13 protein-coding genes are annotated in these 14,239 nt (G+C 44.9%); 12 read left to right on the top strand and 1 reads right to left on the bottom strand.

Annotated elements, in window-relative coordinates; translation table 11 throughout:
- Positions 1 to 2 precede the first annotated feature (2 nt).
- The gene (locus tag BMX44_RS09780) at positions 3 to 1,400 is read right to left on the bottom strand and encodes a TIGR03013 family XrtA/PEP-CTERM system glycosyltransferase (protein WP_245738894.1); all 1,398 of its coding nucleotides are present in this window, start codon (positions 1,398 to 1,400) and stop codon (positions 3 to 5) included.
- A gap of 275 nt (positions 1,401 to 1,675) precedes the next feature.
- Here BMX44_RS09780 and BMX44_RS09775 point away from each other — a divergent pair, with 275 nt between their 5' ends.
- From BMX44_RS09775 to BMX44_RS09720, 12 genes are all read left to right on the top strand, one after another.
- A complete protein-coding gene (locus BMX44_RS09775; RefSeq protein ID WP_090632147.1) occupies positions 1,676 to 2,338 on the top strand; it encodes an ABC transporter ATP-binding protein in 663 nt (220 codons plus the stop codon).
- Positions 2,338 to 4,899 (top strand): FtsX-like permease family protein, encoded by a 2,562-nt coding sequence (locus BMX44_RS09770; RefSeq protein ID WP_090632142.1) that lies wholly within the window; start codon positions 2,338 to 2,340, stop codon positions 4,897 to 4,899. The genes BMX44_RS09775 and BMX44_RS09770 overlap by 1 nt, the downstream gene beginning before the upstream one ends.
- A complete protein-coding gene (locus tag BMX44_RS09765; RefSeq protein WP_090632137.1) occupies positions 4,899 to 6,002 on the top strand; it encodes a lipocalin-like domain-containing protein in 1,104 nt (367 codons plus the stop codon). Before BMX44_RS09770 ends, BMX44_RS09765 begins: the two co-directional genes overlap by 1 nt.
- Before the next feature lie 351 nt (positions 6,003 to 6,353).
- Positions 6,354 to 7,601, top strand: a complete 1,248-nt coding sequence (locus BMX44_RS09760; protein WP_090632135.1) for a D-alanyl-D-alanine carboxypeptidase family protein — start codon at positions 6,354 to 6,356, stop codon at positions 7,599 to 7,601.
- Positions 7,602 to 7,877: 276 nt separating this feature from the next.
- Positions 7,878 to 8,765, top strand: a complete 888-nt coding sequence (locus BMX44_RS09755) for an alpha/beta fold hydrolase (protein WP_090632131.1) — start codon at positions 7,878 to 7,880, stop codon at positions 8,763 to 8,765.
- Positions 8,766 to 8,995: 230 nt separating this feature from the next.
- The gene (locus tag BMX44_RS09750) at positions 8,996 to 9,295 is read left to right on the top strand and encodes a ComEA family DNA-binding protein (RefSeq protein WP_090632126.1); all 300 of its coding nucleotides are present in this window, start codon (positions 8,996 to 8,998) and stop codon (positions 9,293 to 9,295) included.
- Between the two features lie 121 nt (positions 9,296 to 9,416).
- Positions 9,417 to 10,304 (top strand): cysteine synthase CysM, encoded by an 888-nt coding sequence (gene cysM, locus BMX44_RS09745; RefSeq protein WP_090632123.1) that lies wholly within the window; start codon positions 9,417 to 9,419, stop codon positions 10,302 to 10,304.
- Between the two features lie 9 nt (positions 10,305 to 10,313).
- Positions 10,314 to 12,362 (top strand): translocation/assembly module TamB domain-containing protein, encoded by a 2,049-nt coding sequence (locus BMX44_RS09740; RefSeq protein ID WP_143056918.1) that lies wholly within the window; start codon positions 10,314 to 10,316, stop codon positions 12,360 to 12,362.
- A 22-nt stretch (positions 12,363 to 12,384) separates the two neighbouring features.
- Complete coding sequence (locus BMX44_RS09735) at positions 12,385 to 12,567, top strand: hypothetical protein (protein WP_090632117.1); 183 nt, start codon at positions 12,385 to 12,387, stop codon at positions 12,565 to 12,567.
- A gap of 68 nt (positions 12,568 to 12,635) precedes the next feature.
- Positions 12,636 to 13,061, top strand: coding sequence for a YdbL family probable chaperone protein (locus BMX44_RS09730; protein ID WP_090632112.1), 426 nt, complete (start codon positions 12,636 to 12,638; stop codon positions 13,059 to 13,061).
- Between the two features lie 198 nt (positions 13,062 to 13,259).
- Entirely contained in the window at positions 13,260 to 13,937 is a 678-nt protein-coding gene (locus BMX44_RS09725; protein WP_090632107.1) for a Bax inhibitor-1/YccA family protein, read from the top strand.
- Positions 13,938 to 14,034: 97 nt separating this feature from the next.
- A complete protein-coding gene (locus BMX44_RS09720) occupies positions 14,035 to 14,214 on the top strand; it encodes a hypothetical protein (protein WP_090632102.1) in 180 nt (59 codons plus the stop codon).
- The last annotated feature ends 25 nt before the right edge of the window (positions 14,215 to 14,239 follow it).

Raw genomic sequence — 14,239 nt, 5'->3', positions numbered from 1 at the left:
GTTTATCTGCTTCCTTTGCCCATTAAAACAACCTCAACAGTCAAAATTATTATCACGGCATCAAGAAATAGACTATGATTCTTGACATAATATAAATCGTACTGAAGTTTTTCGATTGCATCTTCTACCGAAGATCCATAGGGAAAACGTACCTGCGCCCAGCCGGTTATTCCTGGTTTGACGCTGTGGCGTACATTATAATACGGTACCTGAGCATTGAGCATGTTGACGAAATAAGGGCGTTCGGGACGAGGCCCAACAAAACTCATTTCATTTTTGAGTACGTTGACAATCTGGGGCAACTCATCGATGCGTAACTTGCGGATAATGTTGCCAACTCTTGTGATGCGTGGATCGTTAGTTGCGGCCCATTGAGGACTGTTGTCTTTTTCGGCATTCTTTTTCATGCTGCGAAATTTCAACACCATGAAGGTTTCACCGGTTTTACCAACCCTTTCCTGACGATAAAATATGGGAAAACCATCCTCGATTAAAATAAACAATGCTGCAATCAACATAATTGGCAGCGTGATCACTAATAATGTGAGACTGGCGAGTAAATCAAAAGTCCGTTTGATTATTGACCTCAGCAGACTTTGATCAAATCCGCCTCCAAAAACAAACCAGCTTGGATATAAGGAGTCCATGCGGATATGACCGTTCTCCCGTTCGAAAAATGTAGCGATATCCATGACTCGAATACCATGCATTTTGCACTCAAGCAGTTCCTGAATGGGAAAATAGCCTCCTCTTCTTTCCTGTGGAGCAATAATTATTTCTTCCGCTTTGTATTGGCTGGCTAGTTTTAACAGCGAGTCTTTGCCGCTAATAATCAGGGAAGTGGGTACATGGCGTTCTTCACCTTGAAAAGGGACAAATCCGATTATTTTCGGTTGATGGTGTGCAGGTAACTTTCCATTCTGATTGATCAGTTCTTTTGCATTTTTTCCTATACCCAGTACTATTGTACGTGGCCTGAATATATCCGTGCTGACTCCTTTGTACAGGATAGCCCTGGCAAGCAATATTCCAGCGAAAGATAAAATCATGACAAAAAACAGTGCGCCACGCCCGAGGTAAGTGTCTGGAAAAATATAAAAAATAAGTGTCATCAATCCAAAGCACAGCGCCACGGAGGGCATCAGGCGAAATAATGTCGTGTTGAAATCGCGCTGTGTCTCAGGAAGATACATGCCCATTGCGGCCATACTGAATAACATGGCAATAATGAATATACAGGCTTCATAAAATGAATCACTGAACAATGTAAATGTAAAATCATGCCCTTCGGCGAGCCTCAAATGGACTCCCCCAAAAAAGGCGATCAGTAATAATAAAAAATCAATGCCGATGATCAGGATGGAAATTTTGGGTATGTAAAGATTATTGATTTTGAGCAATTTTTTCTCCAGCTTACTAAACACTTGCTGTTGTAAATAAACGGTACTGACTCCGAATTGCACTAAGAAAGTGTACAATTCTTTGTGATTCAGCCGGCTAGACATATCAGGATCAGTCAGTGGCAAAGTGTACCCAAGAATGATTTAATTTTCTAGAATCAATGTCATGAGAGTAGATTCGGGTGCAGATGGACGGTTGACGTTGGCAAATTTTTTTATATAGCAGCAATGAGAAGTATGTTTTTTCGATTCTAAAGGTATTCGGTTTCAGACTTATGCTTGAATTACGTTGTGTCAGCAAGGCCTATGCAGAAGGGCGGCAGGTGCTGTCTGGTTTGTCATATACGCTGAAGGCAGGCGAGTATGTTGCGATTATGGGTGAATCCGGTGTCGGAAAATCGACTTTGCTTAATCTTGTTGCAGGATTGGACACACCAGATTCCGGAGAAGTGTTAATTGACGGTATTGCAATTTCTCAGCTCGATGATGCTGCTGCAACACTGTTGCGTCGAACAGCTTTGGGTTTTATCTTCCAAGCGTTTCACATTCTACCGCATTTGACGTTGAAGCAAAATATAGCGCTGCCTTTACTGCTAAATAACATGCCTGTACGGCGTGTTGAAAAGATGTTGACCGAAGTCGGTTTGAGCGGTCGGGAAAATCATTTTCCCCATCAGTTGTCAGGAGGGGAATTGCAGCGTGTGGCAATTGCGCGTGCACTGGTGCATTGCCCAAGGCTCGTGCTGGCGGATGAACCAACAGGCAATCTTGACCCAGAAACGGCTCGCGACATTCTGCAACTCATTCGTACAGAAATCAAAAATAACAATGCATCAGGCATACTTGTAACGCATTCACATATTGCTGCGGCTACGGCAGATGCTGTATTGATGATGACCAAGCACGGTTTGCGCGAAACCGAGCCGGTCAAACGCTAATGAACACGTCGACTTTGTCCAGCTGGCTGCTGCTGGGGGAATGGCGAGCACGTTTCATGCAGGTTATGGTTGCAGTGTTGGCCATTGCGATCGGTGTAGCGCTTGGCTTCTCGATTCATCTTGTAAATACAGCCGCTTTCAACGAATTTTCAGCAGCGAGTAAAAGCCTTTCAGGGCAGTCGGATTTGCAGGTTTATAGCAGGCAGGGCTATTTTGATGAGTTACTTTATCCGAGGCTCGCGCAGCACGAGGGTGTCAGATTGGCCAATCCTGTGCTTGAATTTACAGCTCGCATCTCAGGTGAACATAATGGAGAGAATGAGCGCAAGCTAAAAATACTTGGTATAGATATGTTCCGGGCTGCTCGAATATCGCCTGATTTATTAGGTGTACCTGCTGAAGATCAGCGAATGGATGGTTTGGCCGATGATGCGGTTTTTTTGTCTCCCGCAGCAATGGAGTGGCTGCAGGTCGGGCAGGGGGATTTGCTGCGATTTAATGTTGGTACGCAAACACTTGCGCTGCGTGTAGCGGGGGGAGTTACACGGGTACGAGCCGGACAGCGGATAGCGGTTATGGATATAGGAGCAGCACAGTGGCGCTTTAATTATCTCGGGTTACTATCGCGTATTGAGTTGAAGCTTGACGCCGGGATTCACCATGATGTATTCAGGAAAGAGCTGGAAAGAAAACTCGGAACGCAGTTTTTTGTCACTGAACTCGAAGAACAGGAAGCACGGCTGGCCAGTATGTCTCGCGCTTATCGTGTTAACCTGAATATGCTTGCACTGGTGGCATTATTTACCGGTGCTTTTCTGGTGTTTTCAACCCAGGTGTTGTCAGTGATGCGTCGCCGCAGCCAATTTGCTTTGTTGCGCGTTTTGGGTTTTACGCGAAAGCAATTGATGTTGCAAATTGTCACGGAGGGTATAGTGCTGGGTGTTATCGGTTCTTTTTTGGGACTGGCTTTGGGTTATGGATTCGCGGCACTGGTCATTCAGTTGTTCGGCGGTGATCTGGGCAGCATTTTTTTTTCAGGTATACAGCCTGATTTGCACTTGGATTTGGTTGCTGCATTGGTGTATTTTGCTGTTGGGCTTGGCGTTACCTTGCTTGGAACAGTGTTGCCGGCCAGAGATGCAATGCAAATCAAACCTGCCGTGGCATTGAAATCGGACCACGAAAGCAACGTAATAGAACGGTTGTCATCGCCCTGGCCAGCGTTTACGTGCCTGGTGGTTGCTTTGCTGTTGACGCAACTGCCGCCTGTTGCTGGATTGCCTGTATTTGGATATCTGGCAATCGCATTGCTGTTGATTGGTGGTATTGCATTGATGCCTCGCTTTGCTGCATGGTTTTTTTCTTTTGTGCTGCATAACGTCAAAAAAAGGTTTAGTGATGGTAAATTGAATGCAATTGTTCTGATGGTGCTGGCACGTCTGGCGAACGTGCCCGGTCAGGCTTCAGTTGCCTTGAGCGGTGTGCTGGCAAGTTTTAGTTTAATGGTTGCCATGGCAATAATGGTACTTAGTTTTCGTGTGTCGGTTGATAACTGGCTGGAGCATGTTCTGCCGGCAGATCTTTATGTTCGTGCGGCAGATAGCGGCAAACAGGGTGGTTTTCTTGCAGATGAGCAAAAATCACTGGCTGGACAGTCTTTGTTCTCACGTTCTGATTTTTTACGTTACCAGCAATTGATTCTTGACCCGGAACGCCCCGAAGTTACACTGATTGCAAGACCGGTTGATTCGGCGGACCCCAGAAATACTTTGCCGATAGTGGGCAAATTCATTAAATCCTCGCAACTGTCTGAACATGATCGGCCCATTTGGGTTTCTGAAGCGATGGTTGATTTGTACGGATATACCGTGGGTAAACAAGTCAGGCTGCCTGTCGGTAATGGGATGCATACTTTTGTTGTCGCTGGTATTTGGCGCGATTACGGTCGTCAGTTTGGCGCTGTGCAAATGCAACTTTCTGATTATCAGGAGTTAACGGGTGATATGAGTGTAAACACCGCTGCGTTGTGGCTGCGATCACAGGCTACCTTGGATGCTGCCTACAGAGCGTTGCAGCAATTACCCTACGCCGATGCGTTGGAAATTACACAATCACAGACAATACGTAATACAAGTTTACAGATTTTCGATCGAAGTTTTGCCGTCACTTATCTGCTGGAAATAATCGCTGTGATTATTGGTTTGCTTGGTGTTGCTACAAGTTTCTCGGTACAGATGCTCGCCCGCTCTAAGGAATTTGGCATGTTGCGCCACATTGGCGTAACCCGTAAGCAAGTACTGGCTTTGCTGGCTGCTGAAGGAAGCCTGCTGACCATGCTGGGAGTTGTGCTGGGATTTATATTGGGCGGTATTATCAGCCTGATACTGATTTTTATCGTTAATCCGCAATCCTTTCACTGGACCATGCAATTGTCGATACCCTGGGACTGGTTGTTATTGGTAGCTGCCATCATGCTGGTTGCGGCAACCGTCACAGCATTAATTGCCGGGCGCCGCGCAGTTTCTGGCAGTGTTGTTCGTGCTGTTCGGGAAGACTGGTGATGCCAAAAAAATACAGCAAATCCAGTAATCTGATCGCCTCGCTATTAATGATGATCTTGCTTGCCATGCTGCAATCACAATTGCGTGCAGAAGATCAGCAGTATGCACCGGTTGTTCCGGGTTATACACTGGTATTTCCGCAGGATTATGGGTCGCACCCAGATTTCCGCATCGAATGGTGGTATGTGACAGGTTGGCTTGAAACATCTGAAAATAAATCTCTCGGCTTTCAAGTTACCTTTTTTCGCACTGCGTCACCTCGGCATTCAAGTAATCCGAGTCGTTTTGCACCCCAGCAGATCATTATCGCGCATGCTGCATTATCTGACCCGGCGCTGGGCCGGTTTATTTACGATGAAAAAACTGCGCGCGCTGGATTTGAGCTGGCATATGCCCGTGAAGGGGATACCGATGTGAAAATTGATGACTGGTATTTCAAACGTAATCCCGATGGGCGATATATTATTGAAGTTAAATCCGATAAATTCAGCTTTGAATTGTCTTTGACCCCAACACAATCAATCATGTTGCAGGGTGAGCGCGGATTTTCCCGCAAAGGGCCCAACATTGAACAGGCCAGCTACTATTACAGTGAGCCACACTTGGATGTTTTTGGCACGATAACTCAGCAAGACAAACCTATAAGTGTGCGCGGACGTGCTTGGCTCGATCACGAGTGGTCGTCGGAGATTCTTGACCCACGTGCGGATGGGTGGGACTGGATGAGTGCGAATCTCGACGATGGCTCCGCTTTGATGGTGTTCAGGATTCGTGGAAAGGATGGGTCAAAATTGTGGGCTTATGGTGCGCGACGTAATGCCGCGGGGCGCATTACACAATTTGCCTCTGATCAGATTGAGTTTATTCCGGAACGCGTTTGGGAATCACCGCATACCAAAGCACACTATCCAGTAGAAATGCGAATCCGTGCTGGAGAGGCAGAATGGCGGTTGGTGCCATTGTTTGATGACCAGGAACTGGATTCCCGTGGATCGTCCGGTGCGGTTTACTGGGAAGGCGCGGTGACCGTTTTTCAAAACGGGAAAAATATAGGTAAAGGGTATCTTGAATTGACGGGATATCTACAACCTTTAGATTTATGATAATGTTTGTTTTATAAAAATCATTATATTGCAGTATAAACTTAAAAAAATTGTTAACATTTGTCCCGTTTTGTTATATAAGGAAAACGTCATTATTTTATGGCTTTTTTTTTAGAATGATTAGAATTCCATGCTATTAAAATAATGCTGCAGTTTGTAACTGCTTGAAAGACAATTTGCCATGAAGTATCGAATAGCAAGAACAGCACTGAAATTTCCAGATTTCTTGGTAAAGTCTTTTATGAAAATATTTCTCAGTTGAAAGCCTGAATAAATAGAGAGTGCAGCCAGAACATATTTGCTGGTATTTAATATCTTGTGGACTTCAACTCATTTAGCGGAGCAGATTTCATGTTTGATTTAAAACTTGCCGGAATAAAAGGGTTTATTGTTACTGCGATGTGGGTTTTCATGGCATTGAGCAGCCACGTGCATGCAAACCCTCGTTACGCTTCGATTGTAATCGATGCTGATACGGGCGCTGTACTCCATGAATCCAATGCAGATGCCAGTCGTTACCCAGCCTCTTTGACAAAAATGATGACGCTGTACATGCTGTTTGAAGCGATACAACAGGGTAAAATGACACTGGATACTAAAATGCCGGTATCAACACACGCTGCATCAATGCCACAAACAAATATCAGTTTGCGTGCAGGTGAGACTTTGCGAGTACGTGATGCGATTCCAGCCTTGATTGTACGTTCCGCAAATGACGCAGCCGCTGTAATCGCCGAGGCGCTCGGTCAGACTGAATCGAATTTCGGCCGAATGATGACAGAAAAGGCTCGAAAAATGGGAATGAACTCGACTACTTTCAAAAACGCCTCTGGACTGCCAAATTATGAGCAGAAAACGACTGCACGGGATATGGTTAAACTGTCAGTGCGTCTTATGAAAGATTTTCCCCAGCATTATCATTATTTCTCCATACAGTCCTTCAACTATAAAGGAACAACCTACAACAGCCACAACCGTATGGTGCGTAATACACGAGGCGTTGATGGCTTAAAAACCGGTTTTATTCGTGCATCCGGATTCAATGTCGCGACATCTGCCAAGCGTGATAATCGCAGAGTGATTGCCGTTGTGATGGGCGGAAAAACTGCTGCTTCCCGAGATCAGCATACAGCTGCGTTACTTGATCGTTGCTTCAATAAAGCATCTGCTGCACATATAGCAGCTTCTGACATTATCACGATTGGTTCACCAAACGACCGTAAAAATTTACTTGCCGAAGCGCCTATTCCCATCACTAAACCGAATGTATCTACGGATAACCAGCCTGTTGATCCAGCAGCGATATTACGCGGCGAATTAACACCTGTCAGAGACCTGCCGAATAATACTGATTTGCCAAAAAACAATAGCTGGGCAGTTCAAATAGGTTCGTATTTCGAGCCCGATCGGGCACATGCTCAGGCACAGGCGGCGACTCGCTGGGTAGCAGGAGAAGTTGCCGTGGTTGAGGTGGAAATCAGTAACCGGACATTTTATCGAGCCCGGTTGATTGGATTGAAAAAAAACCAGGCACACACAGCGTGTCAAAGCCTGTCACGCAATGGTATGGACTGCATGGTTGTCCGTTCTCACGGCTAGTTGACTATTTCCGTGCCGGGTGTGTTGAAAAAGTAAAGGATAGTGGTTTTCGGATTGCCATTACCGTCTGTTTTGCTCAAATTGACTGCCATTAGCATGACAATATTATTCCTGTTTGCGGGATTATATTAGTCAGCACAATTGCTGCGAATTTCTATCTGATACGGTAACAACGAACAAATCGATGAGGTTATGTTATATGCGTGATCGAGCAACGTTTGTTTTTCTTTAAATACGCTGCATAGCCACTGCTGTCTAATTTTTCCAGAGATAGGTATGGGTAAACACCTTGAAAAACTGCTTGTTCCAACACTGTCGCCAGATGGTGCGCATAGACCCTCCCATCATATCGCGTATATGGACTGGGGTGATAGAAATAATCCACACGTTGTAATCTGTGTGCACGGTTTGACCCGCAATTGCCGGGATTTTGATTATCTGGCATCCGATTTATTGTCACATTGCCGTGTAATCTGTCCTGATGTTGTTGGACGAGGTCAAAGCGACTGGCTCGTGGATGAGCGGGATTATGATTACTACCCGGTTTATTTGTCAGATGCGGCTATACTCGTCAAACATATTCAAAGCCAGTACAGCTCAACAATAACCATTGACTGGGTAGGAATTTCAATGGGTGGATTAATCGGCATGATGACGGCTATTGATCTTAAAGACACAATTCGCAGACTGGTCATTAGCGATATTGGACCATTGATTCCGATAGCTGCTTTAAAAAGAATGGCTGAGTATGTCGGAAAGGAGATTCGATTTGGCAATCTGGATGATTTTGAAGCTTATATTCGAAGAATATCTGCCCCATTTGGTCCTTTAACCGATGCACAGTGGCGACACCTGACAATACACAGCGCGCGTTTGCTTGATGATGGAACCTACACCTTCTACTACGATCCCAAAATTTCAGCAAGCTTCAAAGAGCACGCACTGCAGGATGATGTTGATTTATGGCAATACTGGGACATGCTGCAAACGCCTACTTTGGTGATCAGAGGAACTGATTCGGATGTATTACAAGCTGAAACTGCAACCCAGATGCAACAGCGAGGTCCCCGCGCCACAGTAATTGAGTTGCCCGGTATCGGGCATGCGCCAATATTGCTTGATAATAAACAGATATCAATTGTCAAGGAATTTTTATTAAGCTGATATATATCGGGCTTCATGTTGACATCACTGTATTTTGCTGTTTATAAACAATTATAATGTTGTGACGGAGAATTCTCTCAATAAAGACTAGAAAGTGTCCGATGTAAATAATGTCTGAACGCAGTGCTTTATTAGTCAACTGTTACAAGACATCTTTTATAGTCACGTGGAAAGCGCGTTGGGTAACGTTATTTGCTCAACTCGCTTTTTACCATTTTATAGGAGAACTTATGAAATTAATTTTCATATCCGTAATTCTGATGTTTGTTTTTGCTGGGCCTGCATTTGCGGTTGTTAATATCAATACGGCAACACAGGCGGAGCTGGAATCGCTCCAGGGTATTGGACCTGCCAAAGCAAAAGCGATCGTGATGCATCGTGACCAAAAAGGTTTATTCGTTTCAACGGAAAACCTGATAGAGGTCGATGGTATCGGTCAGGGAACCATGAATCAGCTACGTGACAGTATTACTGTGGGTGATATGCCAGATACAGCAACCTCAGCTGCTGTGGCGGTTCAAAAAGACTAGGTACCCGCTTCACCAAAAAGCCCTCCGGATTGTAACTTACCGGAGGGCTTTTTTATTTATAAACTTTAGTGTATCGAGTAGACTTCATGTAAGAGAATAATTAATGATGGAGCATCTGCTCATGTTTACAACTATAGAAAATTTTGTCGGTAATACGCCGCTGGTGAGGTTAAGACATTTGCCCGGTGATACCAGCAATATAATTCTTGCCAAACTTGAAGGAAACAATCCGGCTGGGTCGGTAAAAGACAGGCCTGCACTGTCGATGATCAAACATGCGCAACAGCGCGGTGATATCAAGCCTGGAGACACGCTAATAGAAGCGACGAGTGGCAACACCGGTATTGCGCTGGCTATGGCGGCTGCTATCATGGGTTATCGAATGATTCTTATTATGCCCGAGAATCTGAGTATAGAACGGCGGCAATCGATGCGCGCTTATGGTGCTGAAATTATTCTGACACCGCAGACCGGTAGTATGGAACACGCCAGAGATCTTGCCGAAAAAATGCGTGATGAGGGTAAAGGTTTTATTCTGGATCAATTTGCTAACCCGGACAATCCGCTCGCACATTATGAGGGCACTGCTCCAGAAATCTGGCGTGATACAGCAGGAAAGCTTACACATTTTGTCAGCAGTATGGGAACGACAGGAACCATCATGGGATGTTCACGTTTTTTCAAAGAGCAGCAGCCAAGTATAAAAATTATTGGTGTTCAGCCGGAAGAAGGCGCGCAAATACCCGGAATACGTAAATGGCCTGCAGCATATTTGCCTAAAATTTATGACGTGGCACGGGTGGATGACATGATTTATGTATCGCAGAAGGAAGCAGAGGAAATGACACGACGCCTTGCACGAGAAGAAGGTATTTTTGCCGGTATTTCATCGGGCGGCGCTCTTGTTGCTGCACTCAAGCTGTCGGTTCAACTTGAAAATGCCGTGATAGCGTTCATAGTTTGTGACCGGGGTGACCGTTACCTGTCTACAGGTGTTTTTCCTGCGTAAAACCATTGCATGAGTCAATGTAGCATTTCCAGCCTGCGTAAGGGGCCGATCACGGTCATCTCTCTGATATTAATAACTTGTGCGTTGATGCTATGTGCTTCAGCAGCTTTTCCCCGCCTTGCGCTGATTTTCGATGACATTAAACATCCGGCTTTTGAAGTGAAATCTGTTTTGTCTCGTTTTGTTAGTGGCGGCGATAAAGCAGGTGAAATCGAAATCGTGATTGGCGAGTTAAAAGTCCAGGATTATGTCTGGAAGAACATTCGGTTATCATGCGGTACTTTCCAGTACGGGCGCACGGCGATGCAGTGCGAGGACGGATACGTGAGGATTCCTGAATTTATCGCATTCCCGGTTGCGTTCCATGTTTTTTTCGATGCACAGACATTAACCATCAAAGGATTTCCAGCAAAAAATGAAAGCTGGGAAGTCGCATTGCAGTGGAACAATATTTCTTGGCAGGGTGTTGTAACAATTCATGATATTTCTCTGGACTCTATTGCCAAATGGCTTCCGGACCAGGAAAAAGTGCCCATGCCCGGCGATGGTCGTGTAAGTGGAAATGTTTCTTTTTCTGGGAATGGGGCGGATTTGAGGACTGCCGCAATGGATTTGTCAATCGAAAAACTGGCTTTTTCCGACCGGGGCGGATTGCATGCCGGTGATAATATCAGTCTTTTGTTGAAAGGTGGTATAAACCGCGCGCCGCATCAAAGCCGGTGGCATTGGCACAGCGATGTTTATTGGCAACAGGGCGAAGTCTTTTGGCAACCGATCTATATGGCGGGATCGGATCACTATTTAAATTTGCAAGGTATATTCGATGGCGAAACTATACGCCTGATGGAAAGCGCCGTTAAATTAAACGGACTGGGAGTTTTTGATTTTTCAGGTATTCTCGATCTATCAAGTAAACAGTTAAGTACTTTAGAATTGAAGGCCGATGGAGTGCGTTTGTCGGCACTGTATGAGCAGTTGTTACAACCGTTTCTGCGAAATACTGCGTTTGCGGAAATACAGTTAACAGGAGATGTTGATTGGTTGGTGCGTGTGGAAGACGGCGTGGTGCAGTCATTACAAATCGATTTTGACGAGGTGAGCATCGTAGATGCGAGAAATCGTTTTGCATTTTACCGTATCAATGCACACATTCCTTGGTTGTTTGAAGGCGCTACAGTTGCCGATATCAGTTTTCTGAGCGGTCATGTGTTATCTATTCCTCTTGGGGAGGTGCGCGTGCCATTGGAGTTGAATCAGTTCGACATATTCCTGCCGCAGGTTACCTTGCCAGTATTGGATGGGCATTTGAAACTTGAGAATTTTGGTGCAAAGTATACGGAAGACGGTTGGCGCTGGAAGTTTAATGGCGGGTTGACGCCGATTTCAATGGAAGCGTTAACGAATGTATTGCAAACCCAGCCTATGCACGGCACACTTTCTGGTTACATACCGGAAGTCAACTTTGATGGAAATACTGTTTCAGTGAACGGCGTGCTGCAACTCAGTGTTTTTGATGGCAGTATCGTAATGCACAATCTTAAATTGATTGAACCGATGGGATTGGCGCCGCATCTAATGGCTGATATAGCCATGCGAAATCTGGATCTGGAATTGTTGACCGGAACTTTCTCCTTTGGCAAGGTGGAAGGCCGGGTGGACATAGATGTGCAGAATCTCGAACTTGCCAACTGGGTTCCTGTTCATTTTGATGCGCACTTGTTCAGTAGTTCTGGCAGTTATTCCCGCCGTATCAGCCAGGCGGCGATTGAGAATATCTCGGCATTGGGAGGAAAAGGAGCCGTGGCCGCAATTCAGCGCAGTATTTTGCGTTTTTTTGAAGAATTTCGCTATGCGGAAATCGGTTGGCGTTGCAAGCTACGACTTAATATATGCTATATGGGCGGAATTGATGCGGAACCGGAATCGCGTTATACGTTAATCCAGGGAGGAGGTGTCCCGGCAATTACAGTAATAGGCTATAATCGCGAAGTAGGGTGGCAGGAGTTGATCAGTCGCCTGCAGCGCATTACCAGTGAGAATGAACCGATTATTCAATAGTTTTTAATACTGTAGTATAAGAATGCAAAAAAAATTAACGCAGACAGTGCAGTTCATATGTGTAACGATGGTGTTATCAGCATGCGTTACGATCAATATTTATTTTCCTGCTGCTGCAGCTGAAAAAGCAGCAGACAAAATCATTGAGGAGGTCTGGCAACTGGAGCGTGATCAAAATGAAGAAGATAAAGAAAAAGAAGAATAACGGGTCAAATGGAATAATTGTAGTCGTGGCAATAGAGCGCGAGTCAGTCAACTTTTTTCAGGTTAGTCATGGTTAATTGCACAAAATATTATCTGTTGCTGCTTTGTTTATTGTTTGCATCAATACCGGTGCTGGGTTATGCAGAGGCGGATCTCGAAATCAATTCGCCGGCCATTAGCAGCATTAAACAGCGGATGCAAAGTCGGCATTCTGAGCTTGTGGAGTATTACAACAGCGGGGCTGTCGGTTTAACTCAGGATGGTATGGTCATGGTGCGTAATGCGAATGCGGTTTCTTTGGCCAAACGTCAGCATGTCAATTCGCTGGTTTCAGCCGAGAATCAGGATAGAAATGCGTTGTACCGTGAAATTGCACGCGCAAACAATCATCCTGAATGGGAATCGAAAATACGATCAACATTTGGTGAACGTTGGATAAATTTGGCAAGATCCGGCTGGTGGTATCAGGCCGGCGGACGGTGGACTCAAAAGTAAAATACGTTTTAATCGAGATATCACAGCTCGATCTGTGCCGATGATTTGAAGGTTTGGTATTTTTGTAATACACGCACTAATAGGCCTGTTGGCAGAATGGTTTTGTGTGATATGCTTGAACTTAAGAAGATGGTAGTATGTCTTATTAATCTGGCAGATTTGTCTGATATTTAATTCTCAAGAGGAGGTTGTTTAATAATGGATCAAAATTACTCGACTATCGGCAGAAGTTCGCGAACAAAGCAAGCAATTGAAATAAACAAGGTACTGCGTAATACCTATTTGTTATTAGCAATGACATTGCTGTTCAGTGGGTTGACGGCATCTATTTCAATGATGATGAATATGCCGCCGATGACTTATTTAATATCCGTGATTGGCGGTATGGTCATTGCCATGTTCGTGTTGCCGCGTTTTGCGCACTCAACAGCTGGCATTGGTATAGTTTTCCTGATTACCGGTCTATTGGGATTTGGGCTGGGACCAATACTAAGTATGTATGCATCAGTGCCTAATGGCAGCAATATAATTATGCTGTCGCTGGGCGGGACGGGGGTGATCTTTATGGGTCTGTCAGCATATGTACTGGCAACACGTAAAGATTTCAGCTTCCTCGGTGGTTTCTTGATGGTTGGTTTTTTGTTGGTGCTGGTCGCTGCAGTAGCGAATATTTTTCTGGCTATTCCCGCCATGTCGCTAATGATATCAGCGGTTGTAATCATGTTGATGAGCGGATTTATTCTGCACGATACCAGCCGAATTATTCATGGTGGTGAAACGAATTATATTCTGGCGACAATTGGATTGTATATGACGATTTTTAATATCTTTATCAGCCTGCTGCAGATTCTGGGCATTATGGGCGGTGATGATTAATTATCAAATACACTGATTAATAGAAGAAACCCCGGCAAGCCGGGGTTTTGTTTTTGGTCGAATAATTGTTTAAAACACAGTAGAAAGTGATATTCTTATGGACTGGATGAAAATAGTTGCTGCGCTGGCTTTGATCATGTTCATTGTGTATTTATTTCCAAGAGCGCGCCATATGATGGAAAATAGCCCTAAAGGCTCATCGGCTGACTGGATGGGCTTTGTGGTGCCTATACTGGTGATTGTGTTATTTGTTATGTTGCTCGTCCAGCTGGTCTAGCTATCATCTGTCAAATACATCATTT

The organism is Nitrosomonas marina (genome assembly GCF_900110145.1).
Taxonomy (GTDB): Bacteria; Pseudomonadota; Gammaproteobacteria; order Burkholderiales; family Nitrosomonadaceae; genus Nitrosomonas; species Nitrosomonas marina.
Note: the sequence above shows the minus strand (reverse complement) of the source record. Positions and strands in the feature narration are given on the sequence as shown.

Excerpts from the sequence above, each read along its gene's own strand:
- BMX44_RS09775 (WP_090632147.1), top strand. The coding sequence starts at position 1,676 with ATGCTTGAATTACGTTGTGTCAGCAAGGCCTATGCAGAAGGGCGGCAG.
- BMX44_RS09770 (WP_090632142.1), top strand. The coding sequence starts at position 2,338 with ATGAACACGTCGACTTTGTCCAGCTGGCTGCTGCTGGGGGAATGGCGA.
- BMX44_RS09765 (WP_090632137.1), top strand. The coding sequence starts at position 4,899 with ATGCCAAAAAAATACAGCAAATCCAGTAATCTGATCGCCTCGCTATTA.
- BMX44_RS09760 (WP_090632135.1), top strand. The coding sequence starts at position 6,354 with ATGTTTGATTTAAAACTTGCCGGAATAAAAGGGTTTATTGTTACTGCG.
- BMX44_RS09755 (WP_090632131.1), top strand. The coding sequence starts at position 7,878 with ATGGGTAAACACCTTGAAAAACTGCTTGTTCCAACACTGTCGCCAGAT.
- BMX44_RS09750 (WP_090632126.1), top strand. The coding sequence starts at position 8,996 with ATGAAATTAATTTTCATATCCGTAATTCTGATGTTTGTTTTTGCTGGG.
- cysM (WP_090632123.1), top strand. The coding sequence starts at position 9,417 with ATGTTTACAACTATAGAAAATTTTGTCGGTAATACGCCGCTGGTGAGG.
- BMX44_RS09740 (WP_143056918.1), top strand. The coding sequence starts at position 10,314 with ATGAGTCAATGTAGCATTTCCAGCCTGCGTAAGGGGCCGATCACGGTC.
- BMX44_RS09735 (WP_090632117.1), top strand. The coding sequence starts at position 12,385 with ATGCAAAAAAAATTAACGCAGACAGTGCAGTTCATATGTGTAACGATG.
- BMX44_RS09730 (WP_090632112.1), top strand. The coding sequence starts at position 12,636 with ATGGTTAATTGCACAAAATATTATCTGTTGCTGCTTTGTTTATTGTTT.
- BMX44_RS09725 (WP_090632107.1), top strand. The coding sequence starts at position 13,260 with ATGGATCAAAATTACTCGACTATCGGCAGAAGTTCGCGAACAAAGCAA.
- BMX44_RS09720 (WP_090632102.1), top strand. The coding sequence starts at position 14,035 with ATGGACTGGATGAAAATAGTTGCTGCGCTGGCTTTGATCATGTTCATT.